This window comes from Corallococcus sp. AB032C, assembly GCF_003668935.1.
Taxonomy (GTDB): domain Bacteria; phylum Myxococcota; class Myxococcia; order Myxococcales; family Myxococcaceae; genus Corallococcus; species Corallococcus exiguus.
In genome coordinates, this window is sequence record NZ_RAWP01000005.1 from 29,556 (window position 1) to 52,648 (window position 23,093).

A 23,093-nucleotide genomic window follows, 5' to 3' on the forward strand; every position below is an offset into this window, starting at 1 on the left:
GCCTCGGCCTCCAGTGGTGCTCGTACGCAGTGGCGGCCCCCAGTGCGGAGTACACGAGATGAGCCACGAGCTGTCGAAGCGGATCGCCAACCTCTCACCGGAAAAGCGCGCCGAGTTGCTCAAGAAGGTGGCCGCGCAGAAGGCCATCGCGGGTAACTCCGCGCAGGGCCTCATCCCGGTGCAGGACCGCACGCGCCCGCTGCCGCTGTCCTTCGCGCAGCAGCGCCTCTGGTTCATTGATCAGCTGCAACCCGGCACCTCCCTCTTCAACGTGCCCATGGCGGTGCGTCTGGAGGGTGCGCTCGACGTGGCCGTGCTGGAGCGCGCGCTGCGAGAAGTCGTGCGCCGTCATGAGGTGCTGCGCACCACCTTCCGTGAGGACGTCTCCGGCCCCGTGCAGGTGGTGTCCCCGGAGCCGATGCTCACCCTGGAGCACAAGGACCTCACGGGCTCACCGCCGGAAGAAGCATGGCGCATGGCGCGTGAAGCCGCGGCCCAGCCCTTCGACCTCGCGAAGGGCCCGCTGCTGCGTGCGTTGCTGCTGACGTCGGCACCGGGAGAGCACCTGCTCGTCGTGGTGGTCCACCACATCGTCTCCGACGGCTGGTCCATGACGCTGCTGGTGCGCGAAGTGGCGCTGCTCTACGGCGCGCTCGCGCGAGGACAGGCAGCGCCCCTCCCGCCGCTGGGCATCCAGTACGCCGACTTCGGCGTCTGGCAGCGCGAGTGGATGCAGGGGCCTCGGCTGGAGAAGCAGCTCGATTTCTGGAAGCGGCAGTTGGCCGGAGTGCCCTCCGCGCTGGAGTTGCCCACCGACTTCCCCCGCCCCGCCACCCGCGACGGCCGAGGCGCCCGGCATGACGTGCTGCTGCCGCGCGAGTTGACGGACGCGCTCAAGGCCCTGGCCCAGCAGGAAGGTGCCTCCCTCTACATGGCGCTTCTGACGGGCTGGCAGATGCTGATGGCCCGCTACTCTGGCCAGGAGGACGTCACCGTCGGCTCTCCCATGGCCGGCCGCACGCGCGGCGAGGTGGAGAGCCTCATCGGCCTCTTCGTCAACGCCCAGGTGCTTCGCACGCGGGTGACGGACACGGCCTCCTTCCGCACACTGCTGCGTCAGGTGCGAGAGACGGTGCTCGGTGCGCAGGAGCACCAGGAGTTGCCCATCGAGCGCCTCGTGGAGGAGTTGAAGCCCGAGCGCATCCCGGGCCGTACTCCCTTCTTCCAGGTGATGCTCACCTACCAGGCCTCCTTCCGCGGCTCCGCCTCCGTCGAGGGCGTCAAGCTGGAGGCACTGGAGCTCGACACCTTCTCCGCCAAGTTCGACCTCACCCTCCAGGTGCTGGAGACCGACGCCGGGCTCAAGGGCTACCTCGAGTACACCACCGACATCTTCACCGCCTCCACCGCCGCACGCATGGCCGAGCACCTGCGCGTGCTCCTTCAGGAGGCCGTCGCGCATCCGGATCACCGCGTGTCGTCGCTGCAACTGCTCGCGGGAGCAGAGCGCCAGCAGATGCTGGTGGAGTGGAATGCGACGCGGGCACCCTTCCCCGAAGCGTGCATGCACTCGCTCTTCGAGGAGCAGGTGCGCCTCGCTCCGAACGCGGTGGCCGCTGTGTTCGAGGGGACGCAACTGACGTACGCGCAGCTGGATGCGCGTGCCAATCAGCTCGCCCATGCCCTTCGCCGTCGTGGCGTGGGCCCCGAGGTCCGCGTCGCGCTCAGTGTCGAGCGCTCCCTCGATGTCGTCATCGGTCTGCTGGGCATCCTGAAGGCCGGCGGTGCCTGGGTGCCGGTGGATCCGCGCCTACCTCGTGAGCGTCTGGCCTTCATGCTGGAGGACAGCGCGGCCCAGGTGCTCGTCACTCAGCAGCCGCTCGTGGACCGCTTCCCGGAGGCGTTGCACGCCCGCGCGCTCTGCTTGGACACCGAGCGCGGCGCTCTCGCCACTGAACCGACGGATGCGCCCGTAACGGGAGTGACGCCCGCGAACATGGCGTACCTCCTCTACACCTCGGGCAGCACCGGTACGCCCAAGGGCACAGCGGTGGAGCACCGCAGCGTCGCCAACCTCGTCACCCACGAGGCGGTGGCCTACGGCATTGGCCCCGGCAGCCGCGTGTTGCAGTTCGCCAGCCTCAGCTTCGACCTCTCCGTGGAGGAGATTTTCACCACGCTCTGCAACGGCGCCACGCTGGTGCTCGCCCCGCTGGAGAAGCTGATGCCGGGCGCGCCGCTGCCCATGCTGCTGCGTGAGCAGGAGTTAAGCGTCGTCAGCCTCACCCCCGCGGCCCTGGCGGCCACGTCGTCCGAGGGGCTGCCCAAGGTACGCACCGTCATCTCCGGCGGCGAAGCCCTGCCCGCGGATGTCGTCGCGCGTTGGGCCCCGGGACGGCGCTTGCTCAACACCTACGGCCCCACCGAAGCCACCGTCATCGCCACCTTCGGTGAGGTGGTTGCGGATGGAGAAGTGCCGTCCATCGGCAAGCCGCTGGCGAACGTGCACGTCTATGTGTTGGACCCGCACGGCCAGCCGGTGCCTGTGGGCGTGCGCGGTGAGTTGCACATCGGTGGCGTCGGCGTGGCGCGAGGCTATGCGGGACGCTCGGGCCTCACCGCCGAGCGCTTCATTCCGGACGCGTTCTCCTCCACTCCAGGCGCCCGTCTCTACCGCACGGGCGACGTGGTGCGCTGGCGTGCTGACGGCCAACTGGATTTCGTCGGCCGCATCGACGCGCAGGTGAAGGTGCGCGGCTTCCGCATCGAGTTGGGTGAAGTCGAGAACGCCCTGCGCGCAGCCCCTGCCGTGAAGGACGCCGTCGTGCTCGCCCGTGAGGACTCTCCGGGTGACAAGCGGTTGGTGGCCTATGTCGTCGGCGACGCCCTTGATGTCACGGCCCTCCGCGCGCACCTCAAGCAGCACCTGCCCGAATACATGGTGCCCGCCGCCTTCGTCCCTCTGGACGTGCTGCCGCTGACTTCCAACGGCAAGGTGGACCGCAAGGCACTCCCTGCTCCGGACGTGAGCGCGCTTCGGGCTTCGCACGCCTACGAGGCCCCAGCGACGCCGCTGGAGGAGAAGCTCGCGGCCCTCTGGAGCGAGGTGCTTCGTGTGCCCACCGTGGGCCGCACGGACAATTTCTTCGAGCTGGGTGGCCACTCCCTGCTCGCCACGCAGTTGGTGGCCCGCGTGCGCGCGGCGCTCGACGTGGAACTTCCCCTCCGCGCCCTCTTCGAAGCCCCCACCATCGAGGCCCTCGCGCAGCGCCTCCAGCTCACGGCGACCGGCACGCGACTGCCGCCCCTCACCCGCATCGCGCACGAAGGCCCGCCCCCGCTGTCCTTCGCCCAGCAGCGCCTGTGGCTGTTGGATCAGCTCCAGCCTGGCAACGCCGCATACAACATCCCCGCCGCCCTCCGGCTGAAGGGCCACGTGGACGTCGAGTCCCTTCGCCGCGCCTTCGAGACCCTCGTCGCCCGGCATGAAACGCTGCGCACCACCTTTGTCGAGCACCAGGGCCAGCCCGCGCAGTGCATCCACGCGCCTTCGACGTGGACGCTCTCCCTGCTCGATGTGTCCTCGCTGCCCGAGCCTCAACGGCAGGAAGAAGCGCGTCGCCTCGCGAACCTCGACGCCCACCGTCCCTTCGACCTGGAAGCGGGTCCGCTCCTTCGCACCTCCCTGGTGCGCCTGGGCGACGCGGAGCACCTGCTGCTGGTGACGATGCACCACATCGTCTCGGACGGCTGGTCCATGGGCGTCCTCGTCCGCGAGCTCACCGCCCTGTACGCGGCGCTCCACGCGGAGCAGGCGCCCACGCTCGCACTGCTGCCCGTGCAGTACTCGGATTTCGCCGTGTGGCAGCAGGGATGGCTCCAGGGCGAAACGCTGGAGACCCAGCTCGCCTATTGGAAGGAGAAGCTCGCGGGGGCTCCCGCCACGCTGGAGCTGCTCACGGACCGTCCGCGTCCGCCCGTGCAGTCGCACCGGGGCGCGACGGTTCCCGTGCGGCTCGCCTTGCCGCTGACCGAGGCCCTCAAGACCCTGGCCCGGCAAGAAGGCGCCACGCCTTTCATGCTGCTGCTCTCCGCCTTCCAGGTGCTCCTGTCGCGCTACTCCGGCCAGGACGACATCAGCGTGGGTTCTCCCATCGCCGGCCGCACCCAGGCCGAGACCGAAGGCCTCATCGGCTTCTTCGTCAACACGCTGGTGCTGCGCGCCCACGTGGATCCACGCGCGACCTTCCGGGAGCTGCTGGCGCAGGTGCGCGGCACGACGCTCGCGGCCTATGAGCACCAGCACCTGCCCTTCGAGAAGCTGGTGGAGGTCCTCCAGCCCGTGCGCGACCTGAGTCGCAGCGCGCTCTTCCAGGCGATGTTCACCCTGCAGAACGCGCCCATGGATGCGCTTCGCGTGCCGGGCCTGTCGTTCGAACAGCTCCCGCTCGAATCGAACTCCGCGAAGTTCGACCTGTCCCTGACGCTTCAGGACTCGCCTCAGGGCTTCATGGGCGTGCTGGAATACAGCAGCGACCTCTTCGACGCCGCCACCGTCCAGCGCATGGTGGGCCACCTGGACGTCCTGCTGGAGGCCATCGCCGAGCAGCCGGACTCGACGCTCGCGGGCCTGCCCTTGCTCACGGCTCCAGAGCGCCGGCAGCTCCTCGTGGACTGGACCAGGACGGACGCGGAGTTCCCTCGCGACACCTGCTTCCACGAGGCCTTCACGGCCCAGGCCCTTCGCACGCCTGAAGCCCTGGCCGTCGTCTGCCGCGACCAGCAGCTCACCTTCCAGGAGCTGGACGCGCGCTCCAACCAACTGGCGCACCGGCTGGTGAAGCTGGGCGTCGGGCCCGACGTGCGCGTGGTGCTGTGCGTGGAGCGCTCCGTGGAGGCCCTCGTCGGCATCCTGGGCATCCACAAAGCCGGCGGCGCCTATGTGCCCCTCGACTTCCGCTACCCGGGCGAGTGGCTCGCCCACGTCCTCACGGATACCGGCGCGCCCGTGGTGCTCACCCAGCAGCGCCTGCGCGACGTGCTTCCCCAGCACACCGCCCACGTCGTCCTCCTCGATCCGGATGCGGAGGAGCTCGCGGCCGAGTCCCGCGAAGCGCCCGGCGTGGCCGTGTCCTCCGAGCACCTGGCGTACATCATCTACACCTCTGGCAGCACCGGCCGCCCCAAGGGCGTGATGATCCAGCACCGCTCCGTGATGAACCTGCGGCAGGGACTGGCCACCACCGTGCACCAGGGCCGGGGCGCGGCGGAGCGGGTCAGCGTCAACGCCCCGCTGTCCTTCGACGCCTCCGTCCAACAGCTCGTGCAGGTGCTCGACGGCCACACCCTCTGCATCGTCCCCGACGAGGCCCGCGCCGACGCCGGTGAGCTGGTGAAGCGCATCGGTCACGACGCGCTGGACGTCCTCGACTGCTCTCCCGCGCACCTGCGCCTGCTGGTGGATGAGGGCCTGTTGGAGAAAGACACCCTCCCCCAGCGCGCGCTGGTGGGCGGCGAGGCGGTGGATCCCGGCACATGGAGCCGCCTGGCCCAGCACACGCGTCTGCGCGCCTTCAACGTCTACGGCCCCACTGAATGCACCGTCGACGCCACCGCCTGCGCCTTCGACGCCTCCCCCACGCCCACCATCGGCCGGCCCCTGCCCAACGTCCGTGCGTACGTGTTGGACAAGTCCCTGCGCCCGGTGCCCGTGGGCGTCGCGGGTGAGCTCTTCCTCGGCGGTGAAGGCGTGGCGCGCGGCTACCTCAACCGCCCCGACCTGACGGCGGAGCGCTTCATCCCCGACGCCTTCTCCGCCATCCCGGGCGCGCGCCTCTACCGCACGGGCGACGTGGCGCGCTGGCGCGCGGACGGGATGCTCGACTACCTGGGCCGCGCCGACTTCCAGGTGAAGGTGCGTGGCTTCCGCATCGAGCTGGGTGAAGTCGAAGCCGCGCTCCTCAAGCATCCCCAGGTGCACGCCGCCGTGGTGCTGGCGCGCGAGGACATCCCCGGCGACAAGCGGCTCGTCGCCTACGTGGTGCCCACGGAAGGCACGGACTCCGCGCCGACGACGGACGTCCTCAAGGACTGGCTCAAGCAGCTCCTGCCGGAGCACATGCGGCCCTCCACCTTCCTGGTGCTGGAGGCCCTGCCGCTCAACGCCAACGGCAAGGTGGACCGCAAGTCCCTGCCCGCGCCCCAGGGCACCGCGCAGGCGTCCACCTATGTCGCGCCGCGCACTCCCACGGAAGAGCAGCTCGCGGCCCTCTTCGCGCAGGTGCTGCGCGTGGAGCGCGTGGGCATCCACGACGACTTCTTCGCCCTGGGCGGACACTCGCTGCTGGCCACCCAGTTCGTCTCCCGCGTGCGCGCCACCTTCCGCGTGGAGTTACCGCTCCGGGCCCTCTTCGAGGCCCCCACGGTGGCCGCGCTCGCCGAAGGCCTCCGGACACGGACACCCGGCCACCACCTGCCTCCACTCATCCGGGCTTCGGCGGACAGCCCGCGACCGCTGTCCTTTGCCCAGCAGCGCCTCTGGTTCCTGGATCAGCTCACGCCGGGAGACGCGTCGTACAACCTCCCCACGGCGCTGCGGCTGACGGGCCCGGTGGACGTGGAGTCATTGCGCCGCGCCTTCGAAGCGCTCGTCACCCGTCACGACGCCCTGCGCACCACCGTGCACGAAGTCCAGGGACAGGCCACCCAGCACGTCCACGCTCCGGCCACCTGGACCTTGCCGCTCATGGACCTGTCCGCGCTGCCCGACGCGCAGCGTGAAGCCGAAGCCTGGCGCAAGCTCGAGGAGGAGGCGCACCAGCCGTTCCATCTGGAAACGGGCCCGCTGCTGCGCACCGCGCTCGTGCGGCTGGCGGCCGAAGAGCACCTGTTGCTCGTGACGATGCACCACATCATCTCCGACGGCTGGTCCATGGGCGTGCTCGTGCGCGACCTGGTCGCCTTCTATGAAGCGTTCAGCGCCGGCCAGACGCCCGCGCTCGCCCCGCTGCCCGTGCAGTACGCGGACTTCGCGGAGCGGCAGCGCCAGTGGCTCCAGGGCGAAACGCTGGAGACCCAGCTCGCCTACTGGAAGCAGCAGCTCGCGGGGGCTCCCGCCACCCTGGCGCTGCCCACGGATCATCCGCGCCCGTCCATCCAGTCACACGCGGGCACGTCCCTCGCAGTCCGCATTCCACGGGAGACGTCCGAAGCCCTCAAGGCGCTGGCCGGGCGAGAGGGGGCGACCCCCTTCATGGTGCTGCTCGCGGCCTGGCAGCTGCTCCTGGCGCGCTACGCCGGCCAGGACGACGTCAGCGTGGGCACGCCCATCGCGGGCCGCACCCAGGCGGAGACCGAGGGCCTCATCGGCTTCTTCGTCAACACGCTCGTCCTGCGCGCCCAGGTGAATCCACGCGCGACCTTCCGCGAGCTGCTCGCGCAGGTGCGCGGAACCACGCTCGCGGCGTTCGAGCATCAGCACCTGCCCTTCGAGAAGCTCGTCGAAGCCGTGCAGCCCGTGCGCGACGCGAGTCGCAGCCCGCTGTTCCAGGTGATGTTCGCGCTGCAGAACGCGCCCCTGGAAGACCTGCGCATCCCGGGCCTCACCTTCCGGCAGGTGGCCGCGGAATCGCGCTCCGCCAAGTTCGACCTCACCCTGACGTTGCAGGACTCGGCGCAGGGGTTCGTCGGGTGGCTGGAGTACAGCACCGCGTTGTTCAAGCAGGGCACGGTGGAGCGGATGGCCCGCCACCTGCGCACCCTGCTGGAGGCCGTGGCCTCAAGGCCCGAGCAGTCCGTGGCCGGGCTGTCGCTGCTCTCCCGCGAGGAACGCCAGCGCATCCTCGTGGACTGGAACGACACCACCGTCGCCAGCCCCCTGGACGTCCCGGTCCACGTCCACTTCGCGCGGCAGGCCCTCAGCACGCCCGACGCGGTGGCCCTCGTGCTGGGGGAGGCGACGCTGACGTACGCCCAGCTCGAAGCCCGCGCCAACCAACTGGCCTGGCATCTGCGCGGCCTCGGCATCGTGCCCGGCGCGCGCGTGGGCCTCGCCATCGAGCGCTCGTTCGAGCTGGTGACGGCGCTCCTCGCCATCCTCAAGGCTGGCGCCGCCTTCGTGCCCGTGGACCGCAATGCGCCGGTGGAGCGCATCGCGATGCTGCTGGAGGACGCGGACGTTGGCGTCGTCCTCACCCATCAGCCCTTCGCCTCCAAGCTGCCCGCTTCCGGCACTCGCGTCTGGCTGGACGGGCAGCAGGACGTCATCGCCGCACGTCCCACGCATGCGCTCGACATCTCCGTGGAGGGAGAGTCTCTCGCCTACGTCATGTTCACCTCGGGCTCCACGGGGCGTCCCAAGGGCGTCTGCGTGCCCCACCGAGGCATCACCCGCCTGGTCCTCGGCAGCACCTTCATGCGCTTCGGGCCGGATGAAGTCTGGCTCCAGTTCGCGCCCGTTGCCTTCGACGCCTCCACGCTGGAGATGTGGGGCGCGCTGCTGCATGGCGGGAAGCTCGTGCTCGCTCCGCCCCATGCGCTCTCCCTGGAGGAACTGGCCACGCAGCTTCGCCGCCACCGGGTGTCGGTGCTGTGGCTCACCACCGCCCTCTTCGAGCAGATGGCCCTTCACCAGGGCGAAGCGCTCGCGGGCGTGAGTCAGCTGCTCACCGGCGGTGAGCTGATGCCCTGGGCGCGTCTGCGCGACCACCTGGCGCGGCTCCCCGAAGGCGCGACGCTGGTGCACGCCTACGGCCCGACGGAGAACACGACCTTCTCCACCACGCTGCCGTTGCGTCGGGGGGCGGTGGTGGAAGGTCCGGTGTCCATCGGGCGGCCCATTCCCAACTCCACCGCCTACGTCCTGGATGCCTACCTGCACCCGGTGCCCGTGGGCGTCGCGGGCGAGGTGTACGTTGGTGGCCCGGGCCTCGCCTGGGGCTACCTGCACCGCCCCGACCTGACCGCGGAGCGCTTCGTCCCCCATCCCTTCGATTCCACTCCCGGCGAGCGGCTCTACCGCACGGGCGACAAGGCCCGCTGGCTGGAGGACGGCACGCTCGACTTCCTGGGCCGCGTCGACTTCCAGGTGAAGGTGCGTGGCTTCCGCATCGAGCCAGGCGAAATCGAGACCGCCCTGCACGCGGCGCCAGGCGTCAACGAAGCGGTGGTCGTCGTCAGAGGTGTCGACACGGACAAGCGGCTCGTCGGCTACGTCACCGCGCACGAAGGGCACGCCCTGGAGGTGGAAGACCTCAAGGCCCACCTGCGCCAGCACCTGCCCGAGTACATGGTCCCGTCGGCCTTCGTGGTCCTGGAGGCCCTGCCCCTCAACGTCAACGGCAAGGTGGACCGCAAGGCCCTGCCCGAACCGGAAGACACGTCGCGCTCTGTCGGGTTCGTCGCGCCGCGCAATGCAACCGAAGAGCAGCTCGCGGCCCTCTTCGCCGAAGTCCTCCGCGTGGAGCGGGTGGGCATCCAGGATGACTTCTTCGCGCTGGGGGGCCACTCCCTGCTGGCCACGCAGCTCGTCTCGCGCGTACGCGCCGCGTTCGGAGTGGAGTTGCCGCTCCGCGGGTTCTTCGAAGCGCCCACGGTGGAGGCGCTCGCGGCGAAGTTCGACAGCGCCCATGGCTCCGGGCATTACCTGCCGCCGCTGCGGCCCGTCGCGCATGAAGGTGCCGTGCCGCTCTCGTTCGCGCAGCAGCGGCTCTGGTTCCTGGATCAGCTCACCCCGGGCGATGCGTCGTACAACATCCCCACGGCGCTGCGGCTGACGGGCCGCGTGGACGTGGAGTCCCTGCGCCGCGCCTTCGAAGCGCTGGTCGCCCGCCACGACTCCCTGCGCACCACCTTCCAGGAGCATCAGGGCCAGGCCACCCAGCACATCCACGCCCCCGGAGCATGGGCCCTGCCGCTCATGGACGTGTCCAGCCTGCCGGAAGCGCAGCGCGAAGCCGAGGCCCGGCGCCGGGTCGCGGAGGATGCCCGTCAGCCGTTCCGCCTGGAACACGGACCGCTCCTGCGCACGGCGCTCGTCCGGCTGGGCGAAGACGAGCACCTGCTGCTGGTGACGATGCACCACATCGTCTCCGACGGCTGGTCCATGGGCGTGCTCGTGCGCGAGCTCGTGACGTTCTACGCGGCATTCACCCAGGGCACGGCGCCAGCCCTCAGCCCCCTGCCGGTGCAGTACGCGGACTTCGCGGCGTGGCAGCGTCAGTGGCTCCAGGGCGAAACGCTCGACGCGCAGCTGCGCTACTGGAAGCAGCAGCTCGCGGGCGCGCCCGCCGCGCTGGAGCTGCTGACGGATCATCCGCGTCCGTCCATCCAGTCCCACGCGGGCGCGGCCCTCACCGTCCAGCTTCCGCCCGAAACCACCCAGGCCCTCAAGGCGCTGGCCCGGCGCGAGGGGGCCACCCCCTTCATGGTGCTGCTCGCGGGCTTCCAGCTCCTGTTGTCACGCTACGCAGGCCAGGACGACGTCAGCGTAGGCACGCCCATCGCGGGCCGCACCCAGGCGGAGACCGAGGGCCTCATCGGCTTCTTCGTCAACACGCTCGTCCTGCGCGCCCAGGTGAATCCACGCGCGACCTTCCGCGAGCTGCTCGCGCAGGTGCGCGGAACCACGCTCGCGGCGTTCGAGCATCAGCACCTGCCCTTCGAGAAGCTCGTCGAAGCCGTGCAGTCCGTGCGGGACGCGAGCCGCAGCCCGCTGTTCCAGGTGATGTTCGCGCTGCAGAACGCGCCCACCGGGGACCTGCGAATCCCGGGCCTCACCTTCCAGCAGGTGGCCGCCGAAGCACGCTCCGCCAAGTTCGACCTCACCCTGACGTTGCAGGACTCGGCGCAGGGCTTCGTGGGCTGGCTGGAGTACAGCACCGCCCTCTTCGAACGAAGCACGATGGAGCGGATGGCCCGCCACCTGCGCACCCTGCTGGAGGCCGTGGCCTCAAGGCCCGAGCAGTCCGTGGCCGGGCTGTCGCTGCTCTCCCGTGAGGAGCGACAGCGCATCCTCGTGGACTGGAACGACACCACCGTCGCCAGCCCCCTGGACGTCCCGGTCCACGTCCACTTCGCGCGGCAGGTCCTCAGCACGCCCGACGCGGTGGCCCTCGTGCTGGGGGAGGCGACGCTGACGTACGCCCAGCTCGAAGCCCGCGCCAACCAACTGGCCTGGCATCTGCGCGGCCTCGGCATCGTGCCCGGCGCGCGCGTGGGCCTCGCCATCGAGCGCTCGTTCGAGCTGGTGACGGCGCTCCTCGCCATCCTCAAGGCTGGCGCCGCCTTCGTGCCCGTGGACCGCAATGCGCCGGTGGAGCGCATCGCGATGCTGCTGGAGGACGCGGACGTTGGCGTCGTCCTCACCCATCAGCCCTTCGCCTCCAAGCTGCCCGCTTCCGGCACCCGCGTCTGGCTGGACGCGCAGCAGGACGTCCTGGCCGCACTGCCCACGCACGCGCCCGACGTCGCCGTGGAGGGCGAGTCCCTCGCCTACGTCATGTTCACCTCGGGCTCCACGGGGCGTCCCAAGGGCGTCAGCGTGCCGCACCGGGGCATCACCCGACTGGTGCTCGGCAGCACCTTCATGCGCTTCGGGCCGGATGAAGTCTGGCTCCAGGCTGCCCCGGTGGCCTTCGACGCCTCAACGCTCGAAATCTGGGGTGCGCTGCTGCACGGCGCGAAGCTCGTCCTGGCTCCGCCGCATGCCCTGTCGCTGGAAGAACTGGCTGAGCAACTGCGCCGCCACCGGGTGACGTCGCTGTGGCTCACCACCGCCCTCTTCGAGCAGATGGCCCTTCACCAGGGCGAAGCCTTGGCGGAGGTGCGCCAGGTCCTCACGGGCGGAGACGTGATGCCCTGGTCGCGCCTGCGCGCTCATCTCCCCCGCCTCGCCGAAGGGGCGACGCTGGTGCACGCCTACGGCCCGACGGAGAACACGACCTTCTCCACCACGCTGCCGTTGCACCGCCACACGCGCGTGGAGGGTCCCGTCTCCATTGGCCGTCCCATCCCGAACTCCACCGCCTATGTGTTCGATGCGAACCTCCATCCAGTGCCCGTGGGCGTCGCGGGCGAGGTGTACGTCGGTGGCCCGGGCCTCGCCTGGGGCTACCTGCACCGCCCCGACCTGACCGCGGAGCGCTTCGTCCCCCATCCCTTCGCTTCCATTCCGGGAGAGCGTCTCTACCGCACGGGCGACAAGGCCCGCTGGCGGGAGGACGGCACGCTTGACTTCCTGGGCCGCGTCGACTTCCAGGTGAAGGTGCGCGGCTTCCGCATCGAGCTGGGTGAAATCGAAGCCGCCCTGCGCGCCTTCCCGGGCGTCAACGAGGCCGTCGTCATGGCCCGGGGCTCGGACGCGGACAAGCGCCTCATCGGCTATCTCACTGCGCACGAAGGCCACACCTTGGACGTGGAGGCGCTGCGGGCCCACCTGCGGCAGCGGCTGCCGGAGTACATGGTGCCTGCCTCGCTCCTGGTCCTGGAGGCCCTGCCCCTCAACGCCAACGGCAAGGTGGACCGCGAGGCCCTGCCCGAACCGGGGGACGCACCGCGCGCGGCCTCCTTCGTCGCGCCGCGCACCGCCACCGAAGAGCAGCTCGCGGCCCTCTTCGCGGAGGTGCTGCGCGTGGAGCGCGTGGGCCTCCACGACGACTTCTTCGCCCTAGGTGGCCACTCGCTGCTGGCCACCCAGCTCGTCTCGCGCGTGCGCGCCGCGTTCGGCGTGGAGCTGCCGCTGCGAGCCCTGTTCGGAGCGCCCACCGTCGAAGCCCTCGCGCCGAAGCTCGACGAGGCCCCGTCCTCCGCGCTTCGTGCTCCGCCGCTGAGGCCCGTGTCCCGCGAGGGGACCCTGCCGCTCTCCTTCGCCCAGCAGCGCCTGTGGCTGTTGGATCAGCTCCAGCCGGGCGATTCGTCATACAACGTCCCCACCGCGCTGCGGCTGTCGGGCCGGGTGGACGTGGCGGCACTGCGAGGCGCCTTCGAGGCGCTCATCGCCCGCCACGAGTCCCTGCGCACCACGCTCGCCGCGTCCCACGAGGCGCCGTCGCAGCGAGTCCACACCTCCGCGGCGTGGGAGCTGCCCGTCGTCGACCTGAGCGCGCTGCCCCAGGAGCAGCGCGAGGAAGAAGCCTGGCGCATCGTGGCCGAGGAGGCCCGCCGTCCGTTCCAGCTCGCCACGGGACCGCTGCTGCGCGGGCTGCTGGTGCGCCTGGGAGCGGAGGAGCACGTGCTGCTGGTGACCATGCACCACGTCATCTCCGACGGCTGGTCCATGGGCGTCCTCGTGCGCGAGATGGCCGCCTTCTACGAGGCCTTCAGCACGGGCAGCACGCCGGCCCTCCCGCCGCTGCCGGTGCAGTACGCGGACTTCGCGACGTGGCAGCGCGACTGGCTCCAGGGAGAGGTCCTGGACGCGCAGCTGGCTCACTGGAAGCGGCGGTTGGCGGGTGCGCCGGCGGCGCTGGAGCTGCCCACGGACCGTCCCCGTCCGCCCGTGCAGACGCACCGGGGTGCCACGGTGGAGGTGCGGATTCCCGCCCCTCTCGTGGAGGCCCTCAAGGCCCTGGCCCAGCAGGAAGGCGCCACGCCCTTCATGGTGCTGCTGGCGGCCTACCAGGTGCTCCTGTCGCGCTACTCCGCGCAGGATGACATCAGCGTGGGTTCCCCCATCGCGGGCCGCACCCAGGCGGAGACCGAGGGCCTCATCGGCTTCTTCGTCAACACGCTCGTCCTGCGCGCCCACGTGGATCCGCGCAAGACGTTCCGGGCGCTGCTGGTCCAGGTGCGCGACACCACGCTCGCCGCCTTCGAGCACCAGCACCTGCCCTTCGAGAAGCTCGTGGAGGCCGTGCAGCCCACGCGCGACCTGAGCCGCAATCCGTTGTTCCAGGCCATGTTCGTCCTGCAGAACATGCCGGGCGAGGTGCTGCGCGTGCCGGGGCTGTCCATGCGGACGCTGCCGCTGGAGACCCGCTCCGCGAAGTTCGATCTCTCCCTGGGACTGAGGGAGGCCCCCACGGGCATCACGGGCACGCTGGAGTACGCGACGGACCTGTTCGACGCGGCGACCATCCAACGCATGGCCGGACACTTCGGCGTACTGCTGGAGGCCATCGCATCAGAGCCGAACACGAGGCTTGGCGACCTGCCCCTGCTCACCGACACGGAGCGCCAGCAGCTCCTCGTCGAGTGGAATCCGCCTGCCTCGCAGGTGCCACCGGAGTCCAGCATCCCCGCGATGGTGGAGGCCCAGGTGCGTCGCACGCCGGATGCGCTGGCCGTCATCACTCCCGAGCGGCAGTTGACGTACCGGGAGCTGGACACGAAGGCGAACCAGCTCGCGCATCGACTGCGCGGACTTGGCGTCGGGCCTGAAGTCCGCGTCGGCCTCTGTGTCGAGCGCACCGAGGACCTTGTCATCGGAGCACTCGGCATCCTCAAGGCTGGCGGCGCCTACGTGCCGCTGGACCCCAGCTACCCGCGTGAGCGCCTGGGCTGGCTGCTGGAGGACGCTCAGGGTCCTGCCCTCGTGGCGCATTCCCATCTGCTCTCGGCGCTGCCGGAGACATCCGCCACGCCGGTGTGCCTCGACTCGGACGTGGAGCTGGCGAAACAGCCGACGACGGCTCCGGTGGTGGACATCCACGCCGGACACCTCGCTTACCTCATCTACACCTCCGGCAGCACCGGCCGTCCCAAGGGCGTCGCCATCTCCCATGGCAACGCAGTGACGTTCCTCCAGTGGGCCTTGGAGACCTTCTCGCCGGAGGAGTTGAAGGGCACTCTCGCCGCGACGAGCCTCAACTTCGACCTCTCCGTCTTCGAACTCTTCGCGCCGCTCTCCAGTGGTGGTGCGGTGGTCGTGGCACGCAACGCACTCCACCTGGCGGAGCTGCCCACCGCGTCCCACGTCACCCTCGTCAACACCGTGCCCTCCGCCATGGCGCAACTGCTGCGTCTGGGCGCGGTGCCGCCTTCCGTGCGTGTCATCAACCTCGCCGGTGAAGCCCTCCCGGAGACGCTGGCGAAGCAGGTCTACGCCGTCCCGACGGTGCAGAAGCTCTTCAACCTCTACGGGCCTTCCGAGGACACCACCTACTCCACCGCCTCTCTCGTCGGCCGTGACGAAGTGCCCCTCATCGGCCGGCCGCTGCCCGCGACGCGCGCCTACGTGCTGGACGCCTCATTGCAGCCGGTGCCCGTGGGTGTCGCAGGTGAGCTGTACCTCGCCGGTGAAGGACAGGCGCGTGGCTACCTGCTGCGCCCGGAACTCACCGCGGAACGTTTCGTCCCCGAGCCCTTTGGTCCTCCCGGCGGCCGCATGTACCGCACGGGCGACCGTGTCCGTTATCGCCTCGACGGGCGCCTGGAGTACCTCGGCCGCATCGACTTCCAGGTGAAGGTGCGTGGCTTCCGCATTGAGCTGGGCGAAATCGAGGCCGCTCTCCGTCGCACTCCAGGTCTCAAGGACGCCGTCGTCGTCGCGAAGGGTGAGGCCGCCGACAAGCGCCTCGTCGCCTACGTCACGCCCAAGGCTGAGACCTCCCTGGAAGTGGAGGCCCTCAAGGCCCATCTGCGTCAGGGCCTCCCCGAGTACATGGTGCCCTCCACCTTCGTGGTGATGGACGCCCTGCCCCTCAACTCCAACGGCAAGGTGGACCGCAAGGCACTGCCGGAGCCGGAGGCACCTCAGTCCGGCAACACCTACGAAGCGCCTCGCACCGAACTCGAAGCGAAGCTGGCCTCCATCTGGGCGGAAGTCCTTCGCATGCCCCAGGTGGGCGTGAAGGACTCCTTCTTCGAGCTGGGCGGGCACTCGCTGCTGGCCACCCAGGTGGTCTCTCGCGTGCGCGCGGAGTTCAGCGTGGAGTTGCCCCTGCGCGCGCTCTTCGAGTCCCCCACCGTGGAGGCGCTCGCCGGGCGGCTGCACGGGAGCGCCACCTCCCAGGCTCCGAAGCTCACCCGCGTCTCGCATGACGGTCCGCTGCCGCTGTCCTTCGCGCAGCAGCGACTGTGGCTGTTGGATCAGCTCCAGCCCGGGGACGCTTCGTACAACATCCCCACCGCGCTCCAGCTCTCGGGGCACTTGGACGTCGAGGCCCTGCGCCGCGCCTTCGAGGCACTCGTCGCCCGTCACGACGCACTGCGCACCACCTTCCACGAGCATCAGGACCAGCCCATCCAGACCGTCCGCGCGCCCAGCGGTTGGACGCTGCCGCTCGTGGACCTCTCAACCCGGCCTGAGACGCTGCGGGAAGACGAGGCGCGCAGGCTGGCCAACGAGGAAGCACGGAAGCCGTTCGACCTCGCCAGGGGACCGCTGCTGCGCAGCACGTTGGTACGGCTGGCCGAGGACTCACACCTGTTGCTGGTGACGATGCACCACATCGTTTCCGACGGCTGGTCCATGGGCGTGCTCGTCCGCGAACTCATCTCGCTGTACTCCGCGTTCCATGACGGCAAGGGGCCCGGCCTTGCGCCGCTGCCCGTGCAGTACGCGGACTTCGCGGCCTGGCAGCGGAACTGGCTCCAGGGCGAGGCGCTGGACGCGCAGCTCCACTTCTGGAAGCAGCAGCTCTCCGGAGCCCCCGCGGCATTGGAGCTCCCCACGGACCGCCCGCGGCCGCCCGTGCAGTCACACCGAGGCGCAACGGTGGACGTGCGCATCCCCTCGGAGGTCTCTCACGCGCTCAAGGTCCTGGCACAGAGGGAAGGTGCCACGCCGTTCATGACGTTGCTGGCGGCGTTCCAGGTCCTCTTGTCACGCTACGCAGGTCAGGACGACGTCAGCGTGGGTTCACCCATCGCCGGCCGCACCCAGGCGGAGACCGAAGGACTCATCGGCTTCTTCGTCAACACGCTCGTCCTGCGAGCCCAGCTGAACCCGCGCGCGACGTTCCGTGAGCTGCTAGCCCAGGTGCGAGGCACGACCTTCGCGGCCTTCGAGCACCAGCACCTGCCCTTCGAGAAGCTCGTCGAAGCCGTGCAGCCCACGCGTGACCTGAGCCGCAGTCCTCTGTTCCAGGCCATGTTCGTCCTGCAGAACACGCCCACCGAGGCGCTGCGTCTGCCGGGCTTGTCCTTCCAGGCCCTGCCGCTGGAAGCACACTTCGCCAAGTTCGACCTCTCCTTGGGTCTGCGTGAAGGCCGGGACGGATTCGTCGGTTCATTCGACTTCGCAACGGACCTGTTCGATGCCGAGACCATCCAGCGCATGGCCGGACACTTCGGCGTGTTGCTGGAGGCCATCGCGAAGAAGCCGGACACCCGATTGGTTGACCTGCCTCTGCTCACGGATGCTGAGCGCCAGCAACTCCTCGTCGAGTGGAATCCGCCTGCCTCGCAGGTACCGCGCGAACTCAGCATCCCCGCGATGGTGGAGGCGCAGGTGCATCGCACTCCGGATGCCCTGGCCATCATCACGCCCGAGCGGCAGCTGACGTACCGGGAGCTGGACGCGAAGGCCAATCAACTCGCGCACCGCCTGCGCGGCCTGGGTGTCGGGCCTGAAGTCCGCGTCGGCCTCTGTGTCGAGCGCACCGAAGACCTCGTCATTGGTGCCCTCGGCATTCTCAAGGCCGGTGGTGCCTACGTGCCGCTGGACCCCAGCTACCCGCGTGAGCGCCTGGGCTGGCTGCTGGAGGACGCCCAGGGCCCTGCCCTCGTCGCGCACTCCCATCTGCTCTCAGCGCTGCCCGAGACATCCGCCACGCCGGTGTGCCTCGACTCGGATGCGGAGCTGGCGAAGCAACCGACGACGGCACCCTCAGTGGACATCCACCCGGGCCATCTCGCCTACCTCATCTACACCTCCGGCAGCACCGGACGCCCCAAGGGTGTCGCCATCTCCCATGGCAACGCCGTCTCCTTCCTCCAATGGGCCCTGGAGACCTTCTCCCCGGAGGAGCTGAAGGGCACCCTCGCCGCGACGAGTCTCAACTTCGACCTCTCCGTCTTCGAGCTATTCGCTCCGTTGAGCAGTGGTGGTGCGGTGGTGGTGGCTCGCAACGCCCTGCACCTGGCGGAACTGAGCACCGCTGCCCACGTCACCCTCGTCAACACCGTTCCCTCCGCCATGGCGCAGCTGCTGCGTCTGGGCGCGGTGCCGCCTTCCGTACGTGTCATCAACCTCGCCGGTGAAGCCCTCCCGGAGACGCTGGCGAAGCAGGTGTACGCCGTCCCGACGGTGCAGAAGCTCTTCAACCTCTACGGGCCTTCCGAGGACACCACCTACTCCACCGCCTCCCTCGTCGGCCGTGACGAAGTGCCCCTCATCGGCCGCCCGCTACCCGCGACGCGAGCCTACGTGCTGGACGCTTCGCTGCAACCGGTGCCCGTCGGTGTCGCAGGCGAGCTGTACCTCGCGGGCGAAGGCCAGGCGCGCGGCTACCTGCTGCGCCCGGAACTCACCGCCGAGCGCTTCGTCCCCGAGCCCTTCGGTCCTCCCGGCGGCCGCATGTACCGCACGGGCGACCGCGTCCGTTACCGCCTCGACGGGCGCCTGGAGTACCTGGGCCGCATCGACTTCCAGGTGAAGGTGCGTGGCTTCCGCATCGAGCTGGGCGAAATCGAAGCCGCTCTTCGTCGCGCCCCGGGCCTCAAGGACGCCGTCGTCGTCGCGAAGGGTGAGGCCGCCGACAAGCGCCTCGTCGCATACGTTACGCCCAAGGCTGAGACCTCCCTGGAAGTGGAGGCCCTCAAGGCCCATCTGCGCCAGGGCCTCCCTGAGTACATGGTGCCCACCACCTTCGTGGTGATGGACGCCTTGCCCCTCAACTCCAACGGCAAGGTGGACCGCAAGGCACTGCCGGAGCCGGAGGCGCCCCAGTCCGGCAACACCTACGAAGCGCCTCGCACGGAAGCCGAAGCGAAGCTGGCCTCCATCTGGGCCGAAGTCCTGCGTCTGCCCCAGGTGGGCGTGAAAGACTCCTTCTTCGAGCTGGGCGGGCACTCGCTGCTGGCCACGCAGGTGGTCTCGCGCGTGCGTGCGGACCTGGGCGTGGAGCTGCCCCTCCGCACCCTCTTCGAGTCCCCCACGGTGGAAGCCCTGGCCGCGCGGCTGCACGGGAGCGCGAGCACCCATGCGCCGAAGCTCACCCGAACCCCGCACGACGGCCCGCTGCCGCTGTCCTTCGCGCAGCAGCGGCTGTGGTTGCTGGATCAGCTCCAGCCCGAGGATGCGTCCTACAATCTCCCGGTCGCGCTCCAGCTTTCGGGCCACCTGGACGTGGAAGCCCTGCGCCGTGCCTTCGAGGCACTCGTCGCCCGTCACGAAGCTCTGCGCACCACCTTCCACGAGCATCAGGGACAGCCCACGCAGCGGATCCAGGCTCCCGCGGCATGGACGCTGCCGCTCATGGACCTCTCTTCGTTGCCCGAGGATGAGCGGGAGAAGGAGGCCCGGAAGCTGGCCGACGCGGAGGCCCTACGTCCCTTCCGCCTCGCCACGGGCCCCCTGCTGCGCAGTGCGCTGGTGCGGCTGCGCGAGGATTCGCACCTGTTGCTGGTGACGATGCATCACATCGTCTCCGACGGCTGGTCCATGGGCGTGCTCGTCCGCGAACTCATCTCGCTGTACGCCGCGTTCCATGACGGCAAGGAGCCCGGCCTCACGCCGCTGCCCGTGCAGTACGCGGACTTCGCGGCCTGGCAGCGGAACTGGCTCCAGGGCGAGGCACTGGACGCGCAGATCCACTACTGGAAGCAGCAGCTCTCCGGAGCTCCCGCCGCGCTGGAGCTGCCCACGGACCGTCCGCGACCGCCCGTGCAGTCCCACCGGGGCGCCACGATGGAGGTTCGCATCCCCGGGGACGTCGCCCGTGCGATCAAGGCGCTCGCGGGACGCGAGGGCGCCACACCCTTCATGGTGCTGCTCGCTGCGTTCCAGGTGCTGCTGTCGCGCTACTCCGCGCAGGAAGACATCAGCGTGGGTTCACCCATCGCGGGCCGCACCCAGGCGGAGACCGAAGGCCTCATCGGCTTCTTCGTCAACACGCTCGTCCTGCGCGCCCACTTGAGCCCGCGCGCGACGTTCCGCGAGCTGTTGGCCCAGGTTCGAGGCACGACCTTCGCGGCCTTCGAGCACCAGCACCTGCCCTTTGAGAAGCTCGTCGAAGCCGTGCAGCCCACGCGTGACCTGAGCCGCAGTCCGCTGTTCCAGGCCATGTTCGTCCTGCAGAACACGCCCACCGAGGCGCTGCGCCTGCCGGGCCTGTCCTTCCAGGCCCTGCCGCTGGAAGCACACTTCGCCAAGTTCGATCTCTCCCTCGCCCTGCAAGAGGTCCAGGGGGAACTGGTCGGTTCGCTGGAGTACGCAACGGACCTGTTCGACGCGGCGACCATCCAGCGCATGGCCGGACACTTCGGTGTGTTGCTGGAGGCCATCGCGACGAAGCCTGAGTCACGACTCGCGGACCTGCCGCTGCTCACCGCCCCCGAGCGCCAGCAGCTCCTCGTCGAGTGGAATCCGCCTGCCTCGCAGGTGCCGCGCGAACTCAGCATCCCCGCGATGGTGGAGGCACAGGTGCGTCGCACGCCGGATGCGCTGGCCATCATCACGCCCGAGCGGCAGCTGACGTACCGGGAGCTGGACAAGAAGGCGAACCAACTCGCGCACCGCCTGCGTGGTCTGGGTGTCGGGCCCGAAGTCCGCGTCGGCCTCTGCGTAGATCGCACCGAGGATCTTCTCATTGGCACCCTTGGTATCCTCAAGGCCGGTGGCGCCTACGTGCCGCTGGACCCCAGCTACCCGCGTGAGCGTTTGGGTTGGCTGCTGGAGGACGCCCAGGGCCCTGCCCTCGTCGCGCACTCCCATCTGCTATCGGCGCTGCCCGAAAACAACGCCACGCCGGTGTGCCTCGACTCGGACGTGGAGCTGGCGAAGCAGCCGACGACGGCTCCGGTGGTGGACATCCACCCGGGCCACCTCGCCTACCTCATCTACACCTCCGGTAGCACCGGCCGTCCCAAGGGCGTCGCCATCTCCCATGGCAACGCCGTCTCCTTCCTCCACTGGGCCCTGGAGACCTTCTCGCCGGAGGAGTTGAAGGGAACGCTCGCCGCGACGAGCCTCAACTTCGACCTCTCCGTCTTCGAACTCTTCGCTCCGTTGAGCAGTGGCGGTGCGGTGGTCGTGGCACGCAACGCCCTGCACCTGGCGGAACTGTCCACTGCGGGCCACGTCACCCTCGTCAACACCGTGCCCTCCGCCATGGCGCAGCTGCTGCGTCTTGGCGCGGTGCCTCCGAGCGTGCGCGTCATCAATCTCGCCGGTGAAGCCCTGCCGGAGACGCTGGCGAAGCAGGTCTACGCCGTCCCCACGGTTGGGAAGCTCTTCAACCTTTACGGCCCTTCCGAGGACACCACCTACTCCACCGCCTCCCTCGTCGGTCGTGACGAGGTGCCTCTCATCGGCAGGCCGCTACCCGCGACGCGTGCCTACGTGCTGGACGCTTCCCTGCAACCGGTGCCCGTGGGTGTCGCAGGTGAGCTGTACCTCGCGGGTGAAGGCCAGGCGCGCGGCTACCTGCTGCGCCCGGAGCTCACCGCGGAGCGCTTCGTTCCGGAACCCTACGGTCCTCCCGGCGGCCGCATGTACCGCACGGGCGACCGCGTCCGTTACCGCCTCGACGGGCGCCTGGAGTACCTGGGCCGCATCGACTTCCAGGTGAAGGTGCGCGGCTTCCGCATCGAGCTGGGAGAAATCGAAGCCGCGCTCCGTCGCGCTCCAGGACTCAAGGACGCCGTCGTCGTCGCCAAGGGAGAGGCCGCCGACAAGCGCCTCGTCGCCTACGTCACGCCCAAGGCGGACACCTCGCTGGAGGTGGAAGCCCTGAAGGCCCACCTGCGCCAGGGCCTCCCTGAGTACATGGTGCCTGCCACCTTCGTGGTGATGGACGCCCTGCCCCTCAACTCCAACGGCAAGGTCGACCGCAAGGCCCTGCCCGAACCCGATGCCCACGCCATCGAGGCCCGGGACTTCGTCGCTCCCCGCGATGCGCTCGAAATGCAGCTCGCTCGCATCTGGGAGGACGTCCTCGGCGTCCGCTCCGTCGGCGTCCGCTCCAGCTTCTTCGAGTTGGGCGGCCACTCCCTGCTCGCCGTGCGCATGCTCGCGTCCATCCGTGAGCGTCTCGGCCTCAACCTTCCGCTCTCCGTCCTCTTCCAACAGCCCACCGTCGAGCAACTCGCGCAGGTGCTCCGCGACGACTCGCGGGCCTGGACGCCCCTCGTTCCTTTGGAGCGCGGAGAGTCTGGACAGCGGCCCCTCTTCCTCGTCCACCCCGGTGGCGGCAACGTCCTGGCCTACTCGGAGCTGGCGCGCAGGCTCGGGCCGTCACTGCCCGTCTTCGGCCTCCAGTCACGCGGCCTCGACGGACGCCCCGTCGTCGAATCCATCGAGGAGATGGCCACCCTCTACATCGAAGCCATCCGCACCGTGCAGCCGCAGGGCCCCTACCAGTTGGGAGGTTGGTCCCTGGGCGGCGTCATCGCCTACGAGATGGCCCGTCGCCTGCGCGAGGCGGGTGAAGCCGTGGATCTGCTCGCACTCATCGACGCCCACGTGCCCGGCATCACGTCGCCTTCCGAGACAGAGCCCCACTTCTCTTCCGAAGCCCGTGTGCGGATCGCCTTCGCCCAGACCACGGCCACCGCTTTCGGTCAGGAGCTCGCCGTCTCGGCCGAAGCGCTGGCACAAGGCGACGACGACGCGATGCTGGACCACCTGCTCCAGGAAGGCGTCCGGGCGAACATCCTCGACACGCACTCCGGGGCCGCCCAACTGCGCGCCCTCTTCCGCGTCTTCCAGGCCAACCTCTTCGCGCAGGAGAAGTACGTGCCCCGTCCGTACGACGGCACCGCCCTGCTGCTGAGCGCCAGCGAGGCCGCGGCCGGGCTTCCACGTCACCGCGGCTGGGAGCCTCTTGTCCGCGGCGGACTGGAGGTGCACGACATCCCCGGCAGCCATCATGAGCTGCTGCAGGACACGCACCTTGAGCCCATCGTGGAGCGACTGCGGCTGATCCTCGCCCGTGAGTCGGGCAGCGAGTCGCGCGCACCCACGGGAAGTTGAAGTCCGTCCGCCCCGCGCC

At 69.7% G+C, this 23,093-nt stretch carries 1 protein-coding gene; it reads left to right on the top strand.

The features are described 5' to 3' along the window. Positions 1-58 precede the first annotated feature (58 nt). Positions 59-23,074, top strand: a complete 23,016-nt coding sequence (locus D7X99_RS03190) for a non-ribosomal peptide synthetase (RefSeq protein ID WP_121776427.1) — start codon at positions 59-61, stop codon at positions 23,072-23,074. Positions 23,075-23,093: the final 19 nt, after the last annotated feature.